24 protein-coding genes are annotated in these 22,893 nt (G+C 35.8%); 12 read left to right on the plus strand and 12 right to left on the minus strand.

All coding sequences use genetic code 11. The features are described 5' to 3' along the window. Positions 1-12: 12 nt before the first annotated feature. From EV07_RS04775 to EV07_RS04790, 4 genes are read right to left on the minus strand one after another with little or no spacing between them, the layout of a single operon-like run. Positions 13-1,371 carry a S41 family peptidase gene (locus EV07_RS04775; protein WP_052043887.1) on the minus strand — a complete coding sequence of 453 codons (1,359 nt, stop codon included), beginning with the start codon at positions 1,369-1,371 and terminating at the stop codon, positions 13-15. A gap of 31 nt (positions 1,372-1,402) precedes the next feature. Further along, positions 1,403-2,632 carry a (E)-4-hydroxy-3-methylbut-2-enyl-diphosphate synthase gene (ispG, locus tag EV07_RS04780; RefSeq protein WP_036917811.1) on the minus strand — a complete coding sequence of 410 codons (1,230 nt, stop codon included), beginning with the start codon at positions 2,630-2,632 and terminating at the stop codon, positions 1,403-1,405. A 43-nt stretch (positions 2,633-2,675) separates the two neighbouring features. Then, positions 2,676-3,248 (minus strand): uracil-DNA glycosylase, encoded by a 573-nt coding sequence (locus EV07_RS04785; protein ID WP_036917813.1) that lies wholly within the window; start codon positions 3,246-3,248, stop codon positions 2,676-2,678. Between the two features lie 27 nt (positions 3,249-3,275). Next, a complete protein-coding gene (locus EV07_RS04790) occupies positions 3,276-3,665 on the minus strand; it encodes a glyoxalase/bleomycin resistance/dioxygenase family protein (RefSeq protein WP_036917814.1) in 390 nt (129 codons plus the stop codon). Positions 3,666-3,760: 95 nt separating this feature from the next. On the opposite strand from EV07_RS04790, the gene EV07_RS04795 reads away from it, so the two are divergent. From EV07_RS04795 to EV07_RS04815, 5 genes are read left to right on the plus strand one after another with little or no spacing between them, the layout of a single operon-like run. Beyond that, positions 3,761-4,942 (plus strand): pyridoxal phosphate-dependent aminotransferase, encoded by a 1,182-nt coding sequence (locus EV07_RS04795; protein ID WP_036917816.1) that lies wholly within the window; start codon positions 3,761-3,763, stop codon positions 4,940-4,942. A 34-nt stretch (positions 4,943-4,976) separates the two neighbouring features. After that, on the plus strand, positions 4,977-5,882 hold the full coding sequence (locus tag EV07_RS04800) for a putative selenate ABC transporter substrate-binding protein (RefSeq protein ID WP_052043918.1): 906 nt from the start codon (positions 4,977-4,979) through the stop codon (positions 5,880-5,882). Then, on the plus strand, positions 5,879-6,613 hold the full coding sequence (locus EV07_RS04805) for an ATP-binding cassette domain-containing protein (protein WP_036917817.1): 735 nt from the start codon (positions 5,879-5,881) through the stop codon (positions 6,611-6,613). Before EV07_RS04800 ends, EV07_RS04805 begins: the two co-directional genes overlap by 4 nt. 4 nt (positions 6,614-6,617) lie before the next feature. Beyond that, positions 6,618-8,174 (plus strand): PhnE/PtxC family ABC transporter permease, encoded by a 1,557-nt coding sequence (locus tag EV07_RS04810; protein ID WP_036917819.1) that lies wholly within the window; start codon positions 6,618-6,620, stop codon positions 8,172-8,174. 13 nt (positions 8,175-8,187) lie between these two features. Next, entirely contained in the window at positions 8,188-8,835 is a 648-nt protein-coding gene (locus tag EV07_RS04815; RefSeq protein WP_036917821.1) for a GDSL-type esterase/lipase family protein, read from the plus strand. Positions 8,836-8,863: 28 nt separating this feature from the next. Here EV07_RS04815 and EV07_RS04820 read toward each other — a convergent pair whose 3' ends face one another. From EV07_RS04820 to EV07_RS04830, 3 genes are read right to left on the minus strand one after another with little or no spacing between them, the layout of a single operon-like run. Continuing rightward, entirely contained in the window at positions 8,864-9,610 is a 747-nt protein-coding gene (locus tag EV07_RS04820) for a TIGR00297 family protein (protein ID WP_036917823.1), read from the minus strand. A gap of 60 nt (positions 9,611-9,670) precedes the next feature. Further along, the gene (locus EV07_RS04825; RefSeq protein WP_206537151.1) at positions 9,671-10,459 is read right to left on the minus strand and encodes a 16S rRNA (uracil(1498)-N(3))-methyltransferase; all 789 of its coding nucleotides are present in this window, start codon (positions 10,457-10,459) and stop codon (positions 9,671-9,673) included. Next, positions 10,437-10,874 carry a DUF3531 family protein gene (locus tag EV07_RS04830; protein ID WP_036917824.1) on the minus strand — a complete coding sequence of 146 codons (438 nt, stop codon included), beginning with the start codon at positions 10,872-10,874 and terminating at the stop codon, positions 10,437-10,439. The genes EV07_RS04825 and EV07_RS04830 overlap by 23 nt, the downstream gene beginning before the upstream one ends. 119 nt (positions 10,875-10,993) lie before the next feature. Here EV07_RS04830 and EV07_RS04835 point away from each other — a divergent pair, with 119 nt between their 5' ends. Next, the gene (locus EV07_RS04835; protein WP_036917826.1) at positions 10,994-11,626 is read left to right on the plus strand and encodes an ABC transporter ATP-binding protein; all 633 of its coding nucleotides are present in this window, start codon (positions 10,994-10,996) and stop codon (positions 11,624-11,626) included. 4 nt (positions 11,627-11,630) lie between these two features. Continuing rightward, complete coding sequence (hslO, locus tag EV07_RS04840) at positions 11,631-12,539, plus strand: Hsp33 family molecular chaperone HslO (protein WP_036918280.1); 909 nt, start codon at positions 11,631-11,633, stop codon at positions 12,537-12,539. A 5-nt stretch (positions 12,540-12,544) separates the two neighbouring features. Here hslO and EV07_RS04845 read toward each other — a convergent pair whose 3' ends face one another. The 3 genes from EV07_RS04845 to EV07_RS04855 form a co-directional block, all read right to left on the minus strand. Next, positions 12,545-13,234, minus strand: a complete 690-nt coding sequence (locus EV07_RS04845) for a CPP1-like family protein (RefSeq protein ID WP_081936944.1) — start codon at positions 13,232-13,234, stop codon at positions 12,545-12,547. A 62-nt stretch (positions 13,235-13,296) separates the two neighbouring features. After that, positions 13,297-14,967: a peptide chain release factor 3 gene (locus tag EV07_RS04850; RefSeq protein WP_036917830.1), complete on the minus strand. Its 1,671-nt coding sequence runs from the start codon at positions 14,965-14,967 to the stop codon at positions 13,297-13,299. Positions 14,968-14,977: 10 nt separating this feature from the next. Beyond that, positions 14,978-15,196, minus strand: coding sequence for a DUF3148 domain-containing protein (locus tag EV07_RS04855; RefSeq protein ID WP_036917831.1), 219 nt, complete (start codon positions 15,194-15,196; stop codon positions 14,978-14,980). 152 nt (positions 15,197-15,348) lie between these two features. Between EV07_RS04855 and EV07_RS04860 the strand changes: the two genes are divergently transcribed. The 3 genes from EV07_RS04860 to EV07_RS04870 all read left to right on the plus strand — a co-directional run bounded on the left by EV07_RS04860 (position 15,349) and on the right by EV07_RS04870 (position 17,995). Beyond that, complete coding sequence (locus EV07_RS04860; RefSeq protein WP_036917832.1) at positions 15,349-15,921, plus strand: biotin transporter BioY; 573 nt, start codon at positions 15,349-15,351, stop codon at positions 15,919-15,921. After that, positions 15,918-16,382 carry a signal peptidase II gene (lspA, locus tag EV07_RS10190; RefSeq protein ID WP_036917833.1) on the plus strand — a complete coding sequence of 155 codons (465 nt, stop codon included), beginning with the start codon at positions 15,918-15,920 and terminating at the stop codon, positions 16,380-16,382. Before EV07_RS04860 ends, lspA begins: the two co-directional genes overlap by 4 nt. A 113-nt stretch (positions 16,383-16,495) precedes the next feature. Beyond that, positions 16,496-17,995, plus strand: coding sequence for a YcjF family protein (locus EV07_RS04870; RefSeq protein WP_241433996.1), 1,500 nt, complete (start codon positions 16,496-16,498; stop codon positions 17,993-17,995). A 102-nt stretch (positions 17,996-18,097) separates the two neighbouring features. On the opposite strand, the gene EV07_RS04875 is transcribed toward EV07_RS04870, so the two are convergent. Further along, positions 18,098-19,474: a pyridoxal phosphate-dependent decarboxylase family protein gene (locus tag EV07_RS04875; protein ID WP_036917835.1), complete on the minus strand. Its 1,377-nt coding sequence runs from the start codon at positions 19,472-19,474 to the stop codon at positions 18,098-18,100. Between the two features lie 86 nt (positions 19,475-19,560). Between EV07_RS04875 and EV07_RS04880 the strand changes: the two genes are divergently transcribed. Continuing rightward, a complete protein-coding gene (locus EV07_RS04880) occupies positions 19,561-20,061 on the plus strand; it encodes a nucleoside deaminase (protein ID WP_081936946.1) in 501 nt (166 codons plus the stop codon). Here the strand turns inward: EV07_RS04880 and EV07_RS04885 are convergent. After that, positions 20,051-21,190 (minus strand): pyridoxal-phosphate-dependent aminotransferase family protein, encoded by a 1,140-nt coding sequence (locus tag EV07_RS04885; RefSeq protein ID WP_193742723.1) that lies wholly within the window; start codon positions 21,188-21,190, stop codon positions 20,051-20,053. The genes EV07_RS04880 and EV07_RS04885 overlap by 11 nt on opposite strands. 268 nt (positions 21,191-21,458) lie before the next feature. Here EV07_RS04885 and glnA point away from each other — a divergent pair, with 268 nt between their 5' ends. Beyond that, on the plus strand, positions 21,459-22,880 hold the full coding sequence (gene glnA / locus EV07_RS04890) for a type I glutamate--ammonia ligase (RefSeq protein WP_036917837.1): 1,422 nt from the start codon (positions 21,459-21,461) through the stop codon (positions 22,878-22,880). Positions 22,881-22,893 lie beyond the last annotated feature (13 nt).

A 22,893-nucleotide genomic window follows, 5' to 3' on the forward strand; every position in this document is an offset into this window, starting at 1 on the left:
GATTCTATCAAATTAGAAAGATGTGGGAATCTCCAATGCCATAGAATAATTTGCAATCTTAGGAATGAAAGATTTATATTTAGGTTTTTGAGATAACAACTTAGACAATGCTGAGACAGCTACTGAATATTGATTATCTAATGATGTACCTAGTTGATTTGCAGAAATATTGGTCTTATTTCTTTTACTTATTGAAGCTTCAATGTCAGGACTAATACCATTCTTGTGAATATCGATACCTTTAGGAGTCAAATACTTAGCAACTGTAACTGTTAAGCCTGAACCATCAACAAGAGGTCTCACAGATTGAACAAGTCCTTTCCCAAAAGTCTTTTTGCCAACAAGAATACCTCTATTATTATCTTGAATTGCTGCAGACATAATTTCGCTAGCACTTGCAGACGCTTCGTTTACTAATAAAGCTAAAGGCTTAGAAATTAAAGCATTACCTGTAGCACGTCTAACATCTCGAATTCCATCTTTGGTTTTAGTACTGACAATTACGCCCTTATCTAAAAGCTGCCTACTCATATCAATACTAGCTTCTAATAAACCACCCGGGTTACTTCTTAAATCTATAATATAAGCATCAGGATTATTTTGTTTTAGGGAGGATAAAGAATTTCTTAATTCATTGGCGGAATTAGAGCTAAATTGTCTAATTCTTATATATGCGATATTAATACCTGTGTTAGATTTATTGAGTCTACTAGTTACTGATCGAATAGAGATTCGATCTCTTAATAGACTTAATACAAGAATTTTCTTGCCTCTTAATATTCCTATTTTTACAGATGTTCCCTTTTTGCCTCTTATTAACTTAACAACATCCTCTACTCCCATTCCTTTTGTAGAAGTATCATCAATCGATACAATTATGTCATTTGGTTGAATACCGGCTTTAAAAGCCGGTGTACCCTCTATAGGTGCTATTACAATAATATCTTTGGTATTAGAATCGATAGATATTTGTATACCTATTCCAGTAAGTTCGCCAGAAGTATCAATTTGCAATTCTTTAAATTCTTTTGGATCTAAAAAACGTGTGTATGGGTCATCTAAAGTTGATAACATACCTCTGATAGTTTCATAAGCTTGACTTGTATCATGATATTTATTCGCTAGCACCTTACGACGTAATTTAAGCCAATCAGACTTATTATATTTACCTGTGGAATCCATATAATCTCTATATATAACTTGCCATACTTGATCGAGGACTTCTTTGGGGCTATCTTGAATTAATGACGATCTAGAGGAGGGTAAACAATAAGCAGGTAATATTGTAAAAAAAGACAGAGAAATATATATAATTGAAGTATTAAATAGCCTTGTAGGTTTTACTAATCTGTACTTATTAAATAAAGTCATGAGAATATATTAATATAAATAATTAGCTAAATTAGTCATTAGGGTCTATCCATTTACCATCTTGCTTAATTAAATCAACTAAAGCCTTAACTCCTTGATCTTCTGGTACTTTCCTTATCTCTTCTCTTCCTCTATATAAAGCTATAACACCTTTGCCTTTGCCAACATAACCATAATCAGCATCTGCCATTTCACCTGGCCCATTAACTATGCATCCCATTACAGCTATATCTAATCCTGTTAAATGGCTTGTCGCTTCTCGAACTTTAGCAACAACTTCTTCCAGATTGAACAACGTTCTGCCACAACTAGGACAGCTTATATATTCAACCATTGTCTTTCTAAGACCAACTGTTTGTAAAATTGAATATGCAACAGGAATTTCTTTTTCAGGCGCTTCTGTAAGTGAAACCCTTATCGTGTCTCCAATACCCTCTGATAAAAGAGTGCCTATTCCTACTGTACTTTTAATTCGTCCATAATCACCATCTCCCGCTTCAGTTACACCTAAATGAAGCGGATAATTAAAGCCTTCTTTATCCATAGTGTCTGCCATAAGTCTATAGGCTGCCAACATTACTGGAGGTCTAGATGCTTTCATTGAAATAACAATATTGTGAAAATCCAAAGAATCACAGATCCTAATAAACTCCATCGCAGATTCAACCATACCTAATGGTGTATCTCCATATTGGAAAAGCATTCTTTCTGCTAGAGAGCCATGATTCACTCCTATTCTTAATGCCTTATTCTGTATCTTTAATGTATTAACTATAGGTTCAAAATTACGAATGATTTTATTTTTTATATCCTGAATTTCATCATCTGAAAATTCAGTACGAGATGGATCTGGCTTAGAGAATACAAACAAACCAGGATTTATCCTTACTTTATCAACATGCTTTGCTACTTCCAGTGCTATTTTCATTCCGTTATGATGAACATCAGCGACTAAAGGGACAGGAAGATAAGTTTTTTGTAATTTTTCTTTTATCGCTCCAACTGCTTTTGCATGAGAAAGTGAAGGTACTGTTAATCTGACTATTTCACAGCCAACTTCATGTAATCGTCTGATAGCAGAGCTAGAACCCTCAATATCCAAAGTATCTTCATTGATCATCGATTGTACGCATACAGGATGATCACTTCCTATAGAAATACTTCCAACCTGAACTGATCGTGTTTTTCTACGTATGATTTGAGTGCTATAGCGACGTGCAACAAGTTCGTTAGTTTTGTCAGTTAAGGTATCTGTAGTCATAATCAATTCATCTACTAATAGGAATAAAAAAGTGAAGTTTCACTTAGATTGAATTAAATTCTGTAAGCTTTTTATGCACTTCATTTAAATCAATAGAAGTCAAGTTATAGGGCTTACCTTCTAATTTTGAAGGGTTTCGTAAAAGATAAGAAGGGTGAAAAATTGGCATTAATAAAATTCCATTCCAATTGTGCCATGTTCCTCTCGTTTCAGTAATTTTAAGTCTCTCTCCAAGTATTGCATGTAAGGCAGAAGAACCCAGCAAAAGAATTACCAATGGCTTAACAAGCTTTATTTGTTGATAAAGCCATGGAAGATGTAAAGAGATCTCTTTTTTAGTAGGTACCCTGTTATTTGGTGGTCTTGTCTTAATCAAATTAGTAATATAAACGTCCTTACACAGATCAAATCCTGCCTGTGTCAAAAGCAAATCTAACAATTTCCCTGATCTTCCCACAAAAGGAACTGTAAGTTTTTCTTCCATGGCACCAGGTGCTTCGCCTATGAGCATTAATGGTGAGGATTTATCTCCTTTACCAATAACAACTGGGCTTAGGAGATCTGAAATGCCACATGATTGACATATTGGATTGCCCAACGAATCATTAATAGTCATTTTTTACTCTATTAGTTTTCTAAGCAGCTATTTAGAAAAAGGGACAAAAATCAAGAATTTATTATCTTCTATATCAGAAAACCATGCTTCTGCTCCAAAGGATTCAAGTTTTGGTTCACCTAGTAAGATTCCTCCCAATTCTTTAATTTTTGGAATTATATTTTCAAGTACACCAAGTGGATCCTGCGATGGTTTCTTTTGAAAGCAGATACTAATTGATGGAGGGTCCGACTTCGAAAGATACGAATTCTCAGATGGTTTGAAGAAAGTCATCCTCATAGAAATCTCAAGGGGTATCAAAAAATCTTCTGAGCTATATCCATTAAGAACTGGATGACCTATTAATAGAGAGTAGAATTTTGCTAATTTCTCTGGATTGGGTGAAGAGAATAAAAAACTGGTTTGATTAAAATCCACAACTTTAATTTATATAATTTATATAGGTTATTAAAAACACTCACAAAGTAGGTTGAGATGGTGAACGATGGATCAAAAGAAAACATTAAAAAATCATGAACACTAATAATTCAATCTCAAAAAGAGCTATTGGCTTAAAACCATCACTAACTCTAGAGATAAGCGCCTTAGCTCAAAAACTAAAGTTAGAGGGAAGAGATATATGTAGCTTGAGTGCAGGGGAACCAGATTTTGATACGCCAAATTTTATTATCGAAGCATGCAAAAAAGCACTAGATGAAGGAATAACAAGATATGGGCCAGCAGCTGGAGACCTGGAACTAAGAAAGGCATTGGCTAAAAAGCTTACAGAATCATATGAATTTAATATTGGTAGTGAAAATTTACTCATAACAAATGGGGGCAAGCAAGCGATATTTAATGTCCTTCAAATCATTCTTGACGAAGGGGATGAAGTTTTAATTCCATCACCCTTTTGGCTTAGTTACCCCGAAATAACAAGATTTGCAGGAGGAATTCCTATATCAATAAAAACTTCTCCAGAAGAAGGATTCAAATTACATATCAATAATGTGGAAGAAAAGATTACAAGCAAGACAAAAGTCCTAATTCTGAATTCACCCTGTAATCCAACTGGGAGGGTTATGAAATTAGATGAATTACAAGATATTGCAAACCTACTAAGAAAATATCCCAATATTTTTGTTATCAGTGATGAAATCTATGAGTACTTAATTGCAGAAGACCAAATTCACATACATTTATCTAGAATAGCCCCAGATTTAAAAGAAAGAATTTTTACAGTCAATGGTTTTGCAAAAGCCTGGGCAATGACAGGATGGAGAGTTGGATATTTACAAGGTAATAGCCAAATAATTAATAAGGCAATTGCTTTACAAAGCCAAAGTACTAGTAACGTATGTAGCTTTGCTCAAAAAGGTGCGTTAGCAGCAATAACAGAAATGCCAAACGGTATCGAGCATATGATTGATAGCTTTAACTCAAGGAGAGAAATCCTTACTAACGGTATCAACCAAATATCAGGCTTGAGCATTTGCCCACAACATGGGGCATTCTATGCCTTCCCCCTTCTTGATGCACATCTACCAAACTCATTAGATTTTTGTAAGACTGCTTTAGAAGAAGAAGGGCTAGCTCTAATACCTGGGATTGCTTTTGGGGATGATCGTTGTATTCGTATATCATGTTCAGCATCTAGTGCAATTATTACTGATGGCTTAACTAGGTTGAATTCAGTTGTAAAAAGACTCAGTTGAATAGATGATAGATGCTTAGTTTGTTAAAATGAAAATGCTTCATATACAAAAAAAAATAAAATCAACAACAATAATACTAATAGTATTAGTGCAATTGCTACTTAGCGGCAATGCTTTCGCTAAAGAAAGGCTAGTAATAAGTGCCATCCCTGATCAGAATCCTGAGAAACTTAATAGGTTATATTCATTGCTAGCGCAAGAACTCTCAGAAAGCTTAGGTATAAAAGTCATTTATAAGCCTGTAGTTAATTATCAAGCAGCAGTAAGTGCCTTTCGAACAGGAGATTTAGATTTAGTATGGTTTGGGGGCTTAACAGGTGTGCAAGCTAGGCTTCAAAAGCCTGGTTCCAAGGTAATAGCACAAAGAGATATTGATGCTAATTTTCGTAGTGTTTTTATTGCAAATACAAAAAGTAAAATAAAATCTATAAAAGATATTTATCAACTAAAGGCTCTAGGAGGTAGACGATTCACATTTGGATCTGAAAGTTCAACATCTGGAAGATTGATGCCACAATATTTCCTGAATAAAGCAAATGTAACCATAGCTGATTTCAAAGGAGGAAAAGCAGGTTTTAGTGGTAGTCATGATGCAACTATAGCTTTAGTTAAAAGTGGCTCATATGAAGCCGGAGCACTAAACGAAGAGGTTTGGAAAGATAATCTAAGGAGTGGTCGTGTCTCAGAAAACAAAGTCATAGTGATATGGAGAACACCTCCATATGCCGACTACCATTGGCTTGCTCTACCAAATCTCGATAAAAGATTTGGTAGAGGCTTTACCAAGAAACTAAGAACTAATATTTTAGGGTTTAACCTAAAGAACCCTCGTCAAGCAAAGATATTAACTTTGTTTAATGCTAAAAAGTTTATTGAAGCTAATGAGCATCAATACAAGAATATAGAGAGTATTGGGAGGGAACTAGGGAAAATCAGATGAATACTTTGCTCGAAGCTAATGGTGTTAGTGTTAAAGGGATGACTGGGTTTAGGCTAAAGGATATAAATCTCAAAATAGATTTAGGAGATAAAGTAGCTCTTATAGGAAAAAGCGGATCTGGTAAAACAACATTATTAAACGTTCTTAATGGAGCACTAACTTGTGACGGTGACGTATTATTTAATGGGCAACATGTGAAAGGATTAAAAAGAAAGTATAGACGTAACATTGCAACATTTTGGCAGGATTTAAGACTTATCGAAGAACTATCTGTTGGTCAAAATATAAATTGCGGAGCATTAGGAAAACACAATCCAATTTGGGCACTTAGAAATTTAATGGGGGAAATAGGAACAAAGAAATGTATTACCTGCATGGACGCTGCTGAGTTATCCATAGATCTTATAAATGAAGATATAACTAAATTATCTAGTGGTCAAAGAACAAGAGTAGCTATAGCAAGACTTTTTAGGCAAGAGTCGGAAATAATTCTGGCAGACGAGCCGTTTTCTCATCTTGATAAAGTCTTAACTAAAAAAATATTGAACACCTTCTTACATTTAAAAAGCTACCAAGATTTAAATATTGCTAATACTTATTTAATAAGCATTCATCAACTAGAATTACTAGATAAATTCACTCGTGTTATAGGATTAAAGGGAGGAGAAATTGTGTTGGACTATCAAGCTACTCAAATCAAAACAGAAGATATCGAGAATTTGTACAAATAGTATTTTGAAATCATATCTGATTAGAAAGCCTGTAATTACGTTATTACCTGTATTAGGAATAATCCCTGTGGTTATTCAATTACTCCATGGTCTACATATTGGTGGCCTTAATACTTTATCTAATTTCTTTTTATCTGCGTTTCAACCATCACTAGAAAAAAGCGTACTGATTAGCAGCTGGCATGGTATTCAAGTTACTTTCGGTATAGGGTTAATTTCATGGAGCATTAGTCTCTCAATCGGTCTTATTCTTGGCATTGCCACTTCATATACATTTAACAGTATTGTAGAGATACCAGAAATTATACCGACATCCCTTAGGCGAATACTAACTATTCCTAGAGCTACACATGAATTGATTTGGGGATTACTACTTTTACAGATATTTGGACTAGCCCCATGGATTGCCATTCTTGCTATTGCTGTTCCATATTCATCTTTAATGGCAAGAGTATTTTCAGAACAGATTGACAAGATTAATTCTAAAACGTTAACTGCAATAAATCAAACTGGATGCAGCAAATTTTCAATACTCTCTACGGCTTTGTTCCCAAAAATAATTCCAATAATTGGAACATATGGGTTTTACCGTCTTGAATGTGCGATACGAGGTGCCACATTGTTAGGTGTTTTTGGGCTTGGTGGTATTGGCACTGAATTACAATTAAGCATAATGTCATTGCAATTTAATGAGGTCTGGAGCTCTATGTGGATGTTGGTTATAGCAATATTTCTATTAGAGAAAACATGCAGATGGTTACAGAATCCGGAATTATATGTTCGGAATATAGGTATGTATTCTATAGGGATATCATTGTTAATAATATTATCCTCTGCTATAAGTCTAATATGCCTAGATAAGTTAGGAGTAGAGATATTTAGTGCCTCACGTTACCATTCGTTTAACTTCCCAAGTATAATTCATCTAAAATCAGCTTTGATAAATTTACCTTGGTTTAAACTTATTATAGAAACAATAAGCTTAACATTGATTGCATCACTAGTTGCGACAGGGGTGCCCCCGCTCTTATTGATGCTAGGACCAAGTAAGATTGCCCAAAGCCTTATTAGTTTTATATGGATTTTCTTTAGAATAATACCACCACCACTTACATCAATGTTGTTATTATTAAGCACAACGCCAACAATATCTGTCGCTGCTCTAGCATTAGCAATACAAAATATGGCTGTACTTGGTAGACTATTAAAGGATAGAATAGACCAGAGTGATGATAGATACCTTAATTCTATAAAAGCCACGGGTGCTAATGATCATATTTCTTGGTTCTATGGCAAGTTATCATCAGAAAGCACTAATTATTTAACCTATGCCCTATATAGATCAGACGTTATTTTACGTGAAAGTATAGTCGTTGGAATGGCAGGAGGAACAGGTTTGGGATGGCAATTAAAAGAGTCCATAAGTTCTTTTGCATGGGAAGAAGTTATGCTCATTACAATAGTATTTATAATAATTACACTAATAGGCGAAACAGTAAGCGAAAGACTTCAAAAACGTCTACTTTACGACGAACATAAAGAAATGCACTTAATATCATAATAGACTAACCATAATGACAAATACATCCATAAGACAGTTAATAGTATTCGGCGACAGCACAGTATATGGATGGGGTGATATTGATGGAGGAGGTTGGTGTGCAAGGCTTCAACGATATTGGATGCAACTAGAAGATAAGCCGACCATTTATCAACTTGGTATTAGAGGAGACGGACTTGAAAAAGTTGCACAGAGATGGCATAGAGAATGGGAATGTCGAGGTGAGTTCAGAAGAGCTAAGCCTACAGGGTTGCTATTATCAATAGGTCTAAATGATACTGCCAAGGTAGGTAGAGAAGATGGGCGTCCACAATTATCTAAGGATGCGTTTAGATTCGGATTAGAAGAGCTTCTTAAAAAGATTAAAAAGGAAACCTACGTAATGGTTATGGGTTTAACTCCTGTCGACGAAAGTAAAATGCCATATGCCAACTGTCTCTGGTATTCCAATCAAGATTGTTTAAGCTATGAAAGACTTATCGAAGAATGTTGCTTAGAATTAGATATTCCTTTCTTGCCAACATTTCAAGAGTTGAGGAAGGAGACTCTGTATGAGGAATGGATAATGTCCGACGGCATTCATCTTAATTCACAAGGTCATCAATGGCTTTTCAAGAAGGTATTAGCATGGCATCCATTAAGCAAATGGGCATCCGAATAAGATAAGATTAACTATAAAGTGGTTACTATTAATTAATATTTATAAGTAATATAGCTATTAGCATAGAAAGTAAAGCGGCAAACAATGTCTGGATGAAATTAACGACCTCATTAGTAAGCCACGAAATACGTTGCTGAAATACCGCGCCAAAATAACTTTCCATAATCGTTGCTATAAAGCCACTTGTAATAACTATAAAAAGAGATTGAAGAGAATTAATGAATGACAATAGGAACATTACTAGTCCCATAATGAGACTGCCAAAAAAGCTTGCATATGTACCCTCAAGACTTATTGCTCCATCAGTACCTGCTTTCGCACGCTTGAGGTTAGTAATCAAAAAAGTCTTCCTGCCATATCTTTTTCCTATCTCACTTCCAAATGTATCTGCTAACTTTGCCGAGAAGCTAGAAGAAAAACCTATAAATATAAAGTATTCACCATATCCACTAAAGAGCTGATAAGCAATAGCCAAGATAGCACCTGTAGCCGCAGAGCCCCAGACATTCTCAGGTCCACGTCTACCACCACGCCCCTCAGCTATACCTCTAGACTTCTTATATGAAAATCCAATTTTAGTTACAAGAGTTCCAAGTAATAAGTAAAGAGCTACTGCAAACCAACCTGACCACCCTAAACAAGCTAAAAGTATTGTTCCTAATATTCCAGCATGAAGCCAACCTGTGTTGGTAAGGAATGGAAATCTCTGAGCAATTGCAATAATTAGAAAATTGATACAAAATGCCCAGGCCCAAGAATTATAAATAGATGGCATGGTTAATCATGCTTTGAATATTTAATATTCTATTAAAAAAATGGTCGCCGAAACAAAAGTTTAAACATTTAAGGTTCTCCATGAAGACATAATTTGCGTTGATACTACTGCAGCCGTTGAAGACCTGAGAATAGAGTTTCCCATAGTAATATTTATACAATGATGTTTTTCAGCCAATTCAATCTCATCGTCAGTCCAGCCACCCTCTGGGCCTATTGCAGTCCATATTTCATCAACATCTGTAGATGTCTTTTCTAATAATAGCTCAAATGGTTGAGCCTTATCAGTTCTGGTTGTACCAATAGTTACAAGCATACCTTGAAACGAATGCTCTAACCAATTAGAGAAACAAATTAATTCTCTCAACTGAGGTCTCCATAATCGTTCTGATTGTTCAACAGACTCATTAAGAATCACATTCCATCTTGAAAAGCGTTGAGAGGATAAATGAGTAACCACAGATCTATTGGAAACAAGTGGTTGAATAATATCTATACCTATTTCACAAGACATCCTAATTACATCATCCATTCCATATTTAGGCATGACAATCGCAAGGCAAGTTTGAATCTCAGGTCTAGAAGAAGATTCAATAGGATTAAATGCATTCGTTGTTAAGACAAGATAGTCATTATTAACAAGATTTGCATTCCAAAGGCGACCTAAGCCATCAATAACAGCTAGCTGATCATCATCTCGTAATCTAAGAACACGAGTTATATAATGTTTCTCCTTGGTAGTAAGTTTTATAAGATTATTATTTTGAAGGGAGTCTTCTATACGCTTAGATGAAATTAACAAACGCCTGTACTCAGACATAACTATATTAGGTATTGGGAAAGATTGCATCTGGATGGTCATCAACAGGCCAATCATCATTTACTCCACCTATTACCAGTTCTTTAAGTTCAACAACATCTCCATTTATTTGGATTAGACAATTGATCAATATATCAAATGCCATAGCATCTGAAGTTCCCAAATCAACCCAGCATCGTCCCCATTCATTTTGATATTCCATCGTGCCTAAATTATGCATTAAAGCGGGCATGCAAGATTCTTCTTCGTAAGTTATCCAACTGAGTTCTGCTGCAGCGTCATGAGCCTGTAGATTTTCAGAGTTAAATCCTCCTAATTTGCCGATTACATACCAACTGTCAAAAAGTCCGTCTATATATTTTTTTTCACCTTCACTAGGTGGATGAGCAAATTTGAGCCAAATCCAACAGTTAAATGGATCTATCTCTCTAAAATTAATGTCCATAAAAAAATAAAGATATTCACACCTTTAAAAAATAATGCCAGATGGTACCTTTTAAAAAGATAAATGGAGAATTCAACTAGCATCTTTATCATATATAGTTGCTGGCTATTAACAACAGAATGCTTGAACTAAAAAGAATCAATTATCATCCAGCAACTTCGGAGTATCCAGTCCTTAAAGAAATAACACTTCAGGGTACAAAAGGAAGACCCCTAATTATTTCAGGTCCTAGTGGTAGTGGTAAAACAAGTTTAATTGAAGTAATTAGTGGAATAACAGCTCAAAACAATGGGAATATCTTTTGGAACAAAATTTTAGTAAATGAAAGACAGCGTAAAAGGATATCCGGTGTTGTATTCCAGTTCCCAGAACGTCATTTTATAGGTTTAACTGTTGCTCAAGAATTACGAATAGGGCTTAGAAGATTATCCGGTGATCTTCAAACAGAAACATTAAAAAAAGTAGGCTTGGAAAATATAAACATTACAGACTCCCCTGAAAAATTGAGTGGCGGCCAGCAAAGAAGAATAGCAATAGCTGTCCAACTAATAAGAAAACCTCAAATACTCTTATTAGATGAACCAACAGCAGGGCTAGATTGGTCAGTACGAGACGAGATACTTAAATTAATCAAATTACTTTCACAAGAACAACTTTTGATTATTGTTACTCATGAACCTCAACTCTTTAAGGCTTGTGATTCAAAGAAGTATCAATTAAACAATGGGGTCCTTAATCAACTTACCAAATAAATGCATGAATGATTTACTTGTAAGAGCAACTGCTGCCAATGGAGCCATAAGACTCGTAGCCGTAACAACGACAGAAACTACCAAAGAAGCAAGAAGACGCCACTCCCTTTCCCATTTGACAACAGCACTTTTAGGAAGAGCAATGGGGTCAGCTCTAATACTTGCAAGTTCAATGAAAGTAAAGCATGGAAGAGTGACAGTAAAAATTCAATCTGACGGACCTATCAATGGACTATTTGTAGATGCTGGTAGAGATGGAACTGTTAGAGGATATTTAGGGAATCCTGATTTAGAACTTGATTTAATACTGACCAAAACCAAGAAGCATTATTTCGATTTTCAAACTGCTACTGGCAGAGGATATCTAAATGTCACAAGGGATAACGGCAAAGGAGAACCATTTTCAAGTACTGTTGAATTAGTAAATGGTTGTATCGGCGAGGACATCGCCTCATACTTATTCCAATCAGAGCAGACTAAATCTGCGGTTTTTGTAGGAGAAAAGATTAGCAATGGAGAACTTGTTTGTTCAGGAGCCTTAATAGCACAAGTATTGCCAAAAGAAGTTGATAACGATAGCCTTCTAGATTTCGTAAATAAAGAATGCTTTAATATTGATAATTTCAGTGAAGAACTTTATAGATGCAAAAATAATCTGCCTAATCTATTTAATTCATTATTTCCAAAATTAAACCCATATGTTATAAAGGATAGAGACAATTTTCAAAATATTAGTTTTAAATGTCGTTGTTCAAGATCACGAAGCATCTCGGCACTAAAACTGTTAGGCAAGAAAGAAATATTAGATATATTAAACACAGAAAAAGAGTCCAAACTTACATGCAAATTTTGTAATACTGTATATTCTATAGATGAAAAAGAACTAATGCGTATTAGCGATGAAATAGGGTAGACATATTAATTTAATACTAAGGAGCCTATCCATAATAAAATCAATGCGGGCAAAGCCTCAATCTTATCTATGGAAATAGGCATTATATTTTGTGAGTTAATTGCAAGATTAGTTACGACTAGACCGCCAAGGATGTAACCACATGAAAGAAATACAACACTCCATCCTAACGATGGCAAAATCTTTTTACCACGTTTTACTTGACTAATTACTAAAGCAAAAGTTGATAAAGAAAGAATAATTTGAATATTTTGATCAGGTGCTACTAAAAGCAAGACGATGATAAACAGTCCTAAGCAAAGTCTTATAGTTAGGCCCTGTCCTTCAGGAAGATTTAAAAAGGAATTTTCAGTTTTATCAGAATTAACAGAATCATAATTCGTAAATGTATTGATTTTTGTTAGCAATGAGCCTTTAAGATTAGTTAAATTATTCCCAAATGAATTGTTCTCTTTCTGAGAAGCATTTATAGCCTCATTACTAACTTTACCTAAACGTCTTGCCTTAAGAGAATCCATTAGTAACAGATCATATGATGATTCAATCTTTGCTTTAAGAATGAGGTCATCACCTGCTTCTTTTAATCTAATATCTCTAGCTTTCTTAATTTCTTCATAAGTAGAACCTGGTTGAATTCCTAGCTGTGAAAAAGCATCTTTAGGATCTTGCTGGTTACCAAAGTTTGTATTGGTCACAATTTAACTTATGGTTGTTTAATGAGCGTAAGTGCGAAAGCAACTTTGGTAAAGCAAAAATATTAAAGAGTTATAGGGTCAATACCACTTATAACTGGTGCGACAGAAGATAATCCAAAAGATGGTTGATCCTCTTCTAGCTGATTTAAGTTCCATTTGTTCTTAAAAAGTAGTACAGGCCTTTGCCATGAATCCTGAACAGTCTTGCAATTAAAGATTCTTCCAATCTTATCCAGCGAATCCCATCCGCCCGTTACCCAACGGGCCAATTGAAAGGCCATTGGCTCAATAATGGTCTCAACTGAATATTCACTTTCAAGTCGATGCTGCACAACCTCAAGTTGCAATTGCCCCACAGCTGCAAGTATCGGATCTCTTTTGCTTTGGTCTACATCATAAAGAATTTGGACGGCTCCTTCTTCTCTCAATTCATTGACCCCTTTTCTGAAATTCTTGAACGCAGAAGGATTAGGGTTCCTTAACCAGCAAAATATCTCTGGACTAAAGCAGGGTATACCTTCATATTCAGTACGTTCTCCTGCATACAAAGTATCTCCTATAGAAAACATACCTGGGTTATTTAGCCCAATAACATCTCCTGGGAAAGCATCCTCTACTACAGCTCTATCTTTAGCGAATATTTTTTGCGGTCTAGAAAGTCGTATTGATTTGCCTGTCCGTGCATGATATACATTCATATCCTTTTCAAAACGACCACTACAAACACGGACAAAGGCAACCCTATCTCTATGACGAGGATCCATATTTGCCTGCAATTTAAAAACAAAACCAGTAAAAGTACTTCGTAAAGGGTCTACAGGTCCATCAATAGCATTACGTGCTACAGGTCCTTGAGCCATGTCTAAAAAGCTATCTAAGAATGGCTTGACACCAAAATTAGTCATTGCCGAACCGAAAAATACAGGGGTAAGTTCTCCTTTCTTGATAAGATTTAAATCTAGGGATGAACCAGCAGCTTCTAAAAGCTCTAATTCTTCTTTAGCTTTTTCCAAGAGATCTTGTTCAACTAATTCTGATAAGAGAGGATCATTAATTCCTAGTCGTTGCTCATTTGATTGCTTACCGCGCTCTGCTCTTGAGAATAGTATGACGTCTTTGGTTTGACGATCAATAACACCACGGAACAAATCACCACTACCAATAGGCCAGTTAACTGCAAATGTCGAAAGATTTAGTTCTCTTTCAATTTCATCTAAAAGAGATAATGGTTCTTGTCCTGGACGGTCCATTTTATTGATAAACGTAAATATAGGTATGTTCCTCAGGCGACAGACCTCGAATAGTTTCCTTGTTTGAGGCTCTAAACCTTTTGCCGCATCCTCCAGCATGACGGCATTATCTGCTGCAGATAGAGTACGGTAAGTATCCTCAGAAAAATCCTGATGACCAGGAGTGTCTAAAAGGTTTACTGTGATGTTCTTGTAATCAAATTGCAAAACAGTTGAGGTAATAGAGATACCTCTTTGTTTTTCTAATTCCATCCAGTCTGAAGTAACTTTCCTTTGTTGTCCTCTGGCTTTAACTGCTCCAGCCTGCTGAATAGCTCCTCCATATAATAGAAGTTTTTCCGTAAGAGTTGTTTTCCCAGCGTCAGGATGAGAAATAATAGCGAAATTTCTACGCCTATCTACCTCCCTCTTTAATTCCTCTGTGGAACTATTGTCATCAGATGATCTTAAAGAATTTGTACCATTTGAAGAAAATGAAGTCATTGAAATAATTTTATGATTGATGTTCAGATTTCAAATGATCAATTGGAAGCAAGAAAGCACCCCTTCTAAATCTAACCGCAGCTACATCGTTAGGTAACAGAGCTATTATTTCACCTGTTTCCTCCAAAGAAACTAAATCTGGTGGTCTTAGCATCGGCATAGGGTCACTGGTTTTTAAATATGGCTGTGAAACTCTTAAATAGACTCTTTCTCCAACAGTAAATTTCATGAAAATGGAATCTCATATTAATGTATCAGTTCTTTAATAGTAAATGAAATAGCGCTCATTAATCGATTTAATTTTACTTACATATAAAGACTAGTCACTTAACAAGTACGAAGATTCTTTTTAATATTCCTATATAGCAAATAGTAAAAACCTTGAGAGCTATAAATACTTTAGTTTCATCACTGGCAAGCCTGCTTCTTATCATAGTTGGAGGAATGCTCCCATCAGCAATATTATCATTAGGAAGTGGCTATAGCCTCAAGATCTTAGACCTCCAAAGTTCATGGCAAATTCCATCAGTTCTTTTATCTGCATTAATCTGTGGACCACAATCTGCATTAATAGCAACTATTGCCTACTTAACGATAGGGTTAGTATATCTACCAGTCTTCCAAGGTGGAGGGAGTATTGGATATATGGCAAGTCCAGCGTTCGGATATCTAGTCGGTTTCGTTCCAGCTGTGTGGATAACAGGAAACTGGGCAAAAGTAGAAACGAAGAAATCAATATTTAATTTCTTTACGATCGCATGTACAGGATTGGTATTAATTCACACAATCGGAATCATAAATATAATCATTGGTACTATCACCTTAAGATGGGATAATTCAATTTTAGATCTGTTAATTAAATATAGCATTACAACATTTCCAATACAGCTATTGCTTTGTGCACCTACAATATTATTAGCCAAAACATTCAGAAGGGCACTTTTGATTAGATGAAGCAAAGACTATTTAGACGTAGCCATATATTTCTAACATCCAGTATTGTTATAACTTTGGATCAACTAACAAAGCTATATCTATCAGCCTATCCGAATTACCAAGGACATACAATAATACCAACCTTAATTAAAATCAATATTGTTAGAAACTATGGTGCAGCTTTTAACATATTTAGTAATTACACATTTTCACTAGGTGTTTTAAGTCTTATTGTTGCCATCGTATTGATACGCTACGTCACAAATAAGTTGACATATAATATATACCAGCTCATTGCATTTTCATTTTTAATTGGTGGAACAATAGGCAATGGTCTGGATAGATGGAGACTAGGATATGTCATTGATTTTATTCAACTTATACCAATAACCTTTCCTATTTTCAATATAGCTGATATCGCAATTAATCTAGCTCTGATGTTCATATGCTTAGACTACGCAAGCAGCCGGAACAATTAGCCCATAAGGGTATTGACATCAATTTTATAATGAGATTATTTATCATTCTAAAATCAGATTAATATATTCATATGCAAAATAAAAGGAAGGTAATAGGATCATTACTGTTACTAATGATAGTAGCAGCATTTCTCAGCCTGATTGGAGCAATAATTAAACTTATAAACTTACAGACAATAATATTATCAATTATACTATTAACTATTCTTACAAAGAAGAACCTAAGAACATTAATACAGAGGATATTACGTAAATTAATTTTTTCGATTAGAACTGATAATATCACAAAAAACCTTCCAAAAGATAGAAGCGATGCAGCAATTAAGAGTTTAGATAGCATAGATCAGTTAACCCAACTTATACAAGATAAGATTGCTTCTGAGGGATTAAGGCATGAAAAAAAACGAGTAGAAAAGATGCTCTTAAGAGGTGATTTAGTCGTTGTAGTATTTGGCACAGGATCAAGCGGTAAGACTTCATTAATAAGTGCTCTTCTTAACAGAATAGTAGGGGAAATTGATCCAAGCATGGGTTCTACTAAACGTACAGGTTCATATCGGCTACATCTCAAAGGCCTTACAAGAGGGATAAAGATAATAGATACTCCAGGCATACTTGAAGGAGGCGAGGATGGTCGTCTTCGCGAACAAGAAGCTCTTCTAAAAGCCAGTAGAGCCGATTTAATAATCTTTGTTGTAGATTCAGATTTAAGAGCATTTGAAATGAAAGTAATTACCAATCTTTCTAAGGTTGGTAAAAGACTAATAATTGCACTAAACAAATGTGATCTACTTAGTGAAAGAGAAGAAATGAAGCTAATATCCTTAATAAGGAATCATTGCAATGGGTTAATAGAGCCTCACGATATAACTACTATCTCTGCATCACCTCAATCAATACCGAATACAGGTAGTCGACCTTTACAGCCCAAGCCTGAGATAAATCAACTTATAAAGCGTATATCATTTGTTTTGCATAGTGAAGGAGAAGAGCTAATAGCTGACAATATTCTTCTTCAGTGTAGAAACCTTGGTGAATCAGGGAGAAAATTATTGAATAGACAACGTTTCATAGAATCAAATAGATGTGTAGATAAGTATTCTTGGATCAGTAGTGGAGTTGTTCTTATAACACCTTTACCTGGAGTAGATTTAATAGCTACTGCAGTTGTTAACAGTAGAATGGTAATGGAAATAGCAAGAATATACGGCGTAGAATTAAAGAAAGATGGAGCTAAAAACCTAGCAATATCAGTTAGCCAAACTATTGCTGGCCTCGGGATAGTAAAAGGAGGCGTATCCCTCATAAGTAATTCATTAACCTTACATTTACCTACGTATTTAATTGGAAAAACCATTCAAAGTATTACCGCCTCATGGCTAACAAAAGTTGCAGGTGAAAGTTTTGTCACATATTTCCAGCAAAACCAAAATTGGGGTGATGGTGGAATCCAAGAGGTTGTTCAATATCACTATGACTTAAATCGAAGAGAAACCAACCTAAGGGAGTTTATTAGAATTGCAATAGATAGAGTTGTCCAACCGGTTGATATGAATAAAAAGAAAAAACAACTTCCACCATACTCAAGGCTTCAGGAGGAGGAGGGAGCATAGGCCCTCTAGAATCTAATATTGTTATAATCAGCAAATATAGAGCTCCAATTAAAATAGAAAAGATACCAGTAATAATTGCCACACACTTACCACGATCCTTGTTCATGAGATTTCAAGGGGGTGATTAATGAGTTCTGCTAAACTATCAATGTGACTAATTTTAGTATGTGGATTACCCATTACAGCCTTTAGATAAGTACGGTTCTTATAACATGGCTTCGATAGCATAAAGCCATGCTCTAGTAATTTTTTTCTTAATTTTATAGCCCATACCTCTGCATCTTGTTTGGAGATATCATTAGGAGTAAAAGCTATTAAATGCAATGGGCCGGTTATAATATCAAATTTGGATTTATCAAGTCTCTCATAAAGAGAACGTCTACGATCAATAGACTTATCTAGTAAAGACTGAATACCATTAGCACCCAATTGTCTTAGTCCAAGCCATAATTTAATAACTTCTGCAGGTCTTGTACCTTGTAATCCAAGTTCACCTCCCTGATAATCGTTTCCATAAGATGGTTCTAAATATGGATAACCAGTAGAAAAGCAGGTAAAAAGATCCTTAATATCAGACACTAATAATAATGAGGAGGTCTTTGTAATCCCAAGAAGTTTTTGCGGATTAACAGTAACAGAATTAGCCCTAGAAATATCCTTCACGAGGCTTGCAGTGGATGATGACAAGCCAAAAGCTCCTCCTATTGCAGCGTCAGCATGCAGCCATATTTTTTCTTTGTGACAAAAATCAGCAATTTGAGTCAAGGGATCTATAGATCCTCGTACAGTAGTACCTGCTGTTGCTACAATCGCAAAGCATTTTTTCTCTTGAGATTTTATATTATGAAACTGTTCAGTTAAAGATTTAATAGACATACATCCAAAATTATCGGTAGGAACCCTGACTAATGCCTCTGGAGGGAGTCCCATAACTGATATAGCTCTCGCTATTGAGACATGTGCCTCTGTACTAGCTAAGACGACAGCTTTAGGATCACATAACAGATTGGCATTAGACCTTGCTACTAACAAGGCCATTAAATTAGTTAGACTTCCACCACTAACAGCAACACCACCAGCAGTCTCTGGCATCTCAAATTTATTTGCAATCCATTTACATAGACTTCTTTCTAATTTAGTAATGCTAGGTGAAAGCTCCTCAGCCAACAAATTATTATTAAGTCCAGCAGCTATCAATTCTCCAACAATTGAAGAAGTAAGAGGCGGTGGGTCTAAATGAGCAAGTGCTCCAGGATGAGATGGCTGATATGATCCGGCCATAATTTTTTGCAAATCATCTAACATCTCAGAAGAAGACAATCCATCTAAACGTGGTCCTATATCAGGCAACTCAAAATGAGATGGTAAAGGGCCTCTATTAGTTGTAGAAGACAACCACTCACAAAGATCACTAGAAGCCCCTTCTAAAAATGACTTAAATTTAGGATCAGTGCGATCAGGAGGTGCAAAAAATTCCAATGGATTTCCCTTTCAAATATTTATACCAAAGAGTTAACAAAGAACGATATTCATTATGTTCAAATTAAAAAGGTTGTTCTAGAAAAATGCAATTTTATCAACCGGTAAAACTTAAGGATACACAAACAGAAAGATGGATGGAAATTCTGCTTGAAAGAGCTAATAGAACTGGCTCTCAAGGTGAGGTACCTGTTTCAGCTGTTATCTTGAATGAATACGGGCATTGTATAGGCCATGGAACAAATACAAGAAATAAATATTTCAATCCCCTTGGCCATGCTGAATTAATTGCTCTTCGGCAGGCTTCCTGGATAAAAAGAGATTGGAGATTTAACGAATGTACATTGATAGTAACGCTAGAGCCATGTCAAATGTGTGCAGGTGCTCTTATACAAGCAAGGATGGGCAAAGTTATTTTTGGTGCCGTGGATAAAAAAAGAGGTGGACTAGGAGGCTCATTAGATCTCTCAAAACATCAAAGCGCTCATCATAAAATGTCTATTGAAGGAGGGATTTTGAATGACCAAGCTAAAGAAGCATTGTCTAAGTGGTTTGCTGATAGAAGAAATGAAATAACTAGGACTTGAATTTAGGCAATTGTGTCTCGAAAAGGTTCAAGATTCTTTCAACATTCTTTGATTGAGAGTTGTAGCCCATAAGACCAATTCGCCAGACCTTACCTGCTAATTCACCTAATCCACCACCAATCTCAACGCCATGCTTATGCAATAAATGAAGTGTGAAAGCTTTTCCATCAATGCCATCAGGTATTTTAACTGTAGTAAGAGTAGGAAGCCTTAGATTTTCATCAACATGTAATTCAATACCAAGTTGGGTTAAGCCAGTCCATAGGCTATTTGCATTTTCTCTATGGCGTTCCCATGAGTTCTCCAAACCCTCTTCAACAATAAGTTTAAGTGCTTCTCGGATTCCAAAATTCATATTTACTGGTGCAGTGTGATGGTAAACACGGTCACTACCCCAATATTTATTTAACAGGGACACATCAAGATACCAATTAGATACTTTGCTTGTCCTTGCATTCAATTTGTCTTCTGCCCTTTTATTCATAGTAAAGGGGCCTAAACCTGGAGGGCAACTTAAGCCCTTCTGACTACAGCTATAAGCAAGATCCACCTTCCATTCATCTAAAAACAAAGGGATACTTCCAAGTGATGTAACAGTGTCTAAAATCAACAAGCAATTATATTTTCGACATAAATCGCCTATTCCATCCATAGGCTGACAAACACCTGTAGATGTTTCTGCATGTACTAGAGCAAGAACAGCAGGCTTATGTTTGATTAAAGACTCTTCAAGTTCATTAAGAGAAAAGGCTTGTCCCCAGGGTTTTTGAATTGTCTGAACATTTGCCTTATACCTTGAGGCCATGTCAGCCAATCGATGACCAAAGTAGCCTTTAATGGCAACAAGGACAGTGTCCCCAGGTTCAACAATATTTGCAATTGTTGCCTCCATTGCTGCACTACCAGTGCCACTCATTGGAAGAGTTAATCTATTTGTTGTCTGCCAGACATGCCGTAATAGATTCTGAACATCAGCCATTAAATCAATATAAAAAGGATCTAAGTGACCAACAGGCTGATTGGACAGTGCTTGCAGCACTAAAGGGTGAGAATTAGAAGGTCCTGGACCTAGTAATAGCCTCTCTGGAACCGAAAGAGCTGATAGTGACGTGTCAAAAGTTTTCAACATTTCAGAGTTAGCTTTTGTTGTCGCCAAGACCTAAAAAGAATAATTACTTAACCAAGAGCCTATACATCTATAGGTATGAACGTGAAATTAATTTTAGGTATTGCAATGCTGACAACCAAGGTGAAATAGCTTCTAATAACCAAATAAAAATTAAAAAGTCGCACAAACATTAGGAATTAAAGGGAAATAGTGCGAAAAAGTACTTATTGATACAAAACTAGATTGCTATGGTAATTACTTTTGTTGGAATATATCTATAAAAAAATCCATGGGCAAATCTCCACAGGATGTACTTAGACAAATTAAAGATGAGGGTATTGAGCTCATTGATCTTAAATTCACTGACATCCACGGTAAATGGCAACATTTAACCGTTACATCAGACATGATCGAAGAAAGCTCTTTCAAGGAAGGGCTAGCCTTTGATGGCTCTTCCATAAGGGGATGGAAAGCCATTAATGAGTCAGATATGTCAATGGTCCCAGACGCTACAACTGCATGGATAGATCCCTTTTATAAGCACAAAACACTTAGCATTATTTGTTCAATACAAGAGCCAAGGAGTGGGGAGCCCTATTCAAGATGTCCAAGATTTTTAGCTCAAAAAGCACTTTCTTATTTATCTTCTACAGGTTTAGCTGATGTAGCTTTCTTTGGACCAGAACCAGAGTTCTTTATTTTTGACGACGTAAGGTATGACTCAAAAGAAGGCACTTCCTTTTATAGCGTAGACACTATTGAGGCCCCTTGGAACACAGCAAGGTTAGAGGAAGGTGGCAACCTAGGATACAAAATACAATATAAAGAAGGATATTTCCCAGTAGCTCCAAATGATACTGCTCAAGACATGCGTTCTGAGATGTTACTTCTCATGGGTCAACTAGGAATACCTATAGAGAAACATCATCATGAGGTTGCAGGACCAGGTCAACATGAACTTGGAATGAAATTTGCTTCACTTATAAACGCAGCAGATAACGTAATGACATATAAATATGTTGTTAGGAATATTGCCAAAAAATATGGCAAGACAGCAACTTTTATGCCAAAACCTATCTGGAATGACAATGGAACTGGCATGCATGTCCATCAAAGTCTCTGGAAGGATGGGCAACCACTTTTCTTCGGTGAAAATACATATGCCAACCTATCTCAAACTGCCAAATGGTATATAGGTGGCATTCTTAAACATGCACCTTCTTTCTTAGCCTTCACAAACCCAGGAACAAATAGCTATAAACGATTAGTACCAGGGTTTGAAGCCCCAGTAAATCTTGTTTACTCCCAAGGTAATAGATCAGCTGCTATTAGAATTCCTTTAACAGGACCAAGTCCAAAAGCAAAAAGGTTAGAATTTAGACCTGGTGATGCTATAGCAAATCCCTATTTAGCCTTTAGCGCAATGCTAATGGCTGGAATTGATGGTATTAAGAATCAAATAGATCCAGGCGAAGGAGAAGATCGTGATCTATTTGAACTTCCCTCAGAAGAACTTGCCAAGATTGCAACAGTTCCATCATCCTTAAATGATGCATTGGATGCACTAAATAGAGATAATAATTATTTAACTGAAGGTGGCGTGTTCGATGATGACTTTATAAATAACTTCATCGAAATGAAGTATGAAGAAGTTCAGCAATTAAGGCAAAGACCTCATCCTCATGAATTCTTTATGTACTATGACGCATAATAAATAAGCCTAT

The sequence above is a fragment of the Prochlorococcus sp. MIT 0603 genome, assembly GCF_000760215.1.
In the GTDB taxonomy this organism is placed as follows: domain Bacteria; phylum Cyanobacteriota; class Cyanobacteriia; order PCC-6307; family Cyanobiaceae; genus Prochlorococcus_E.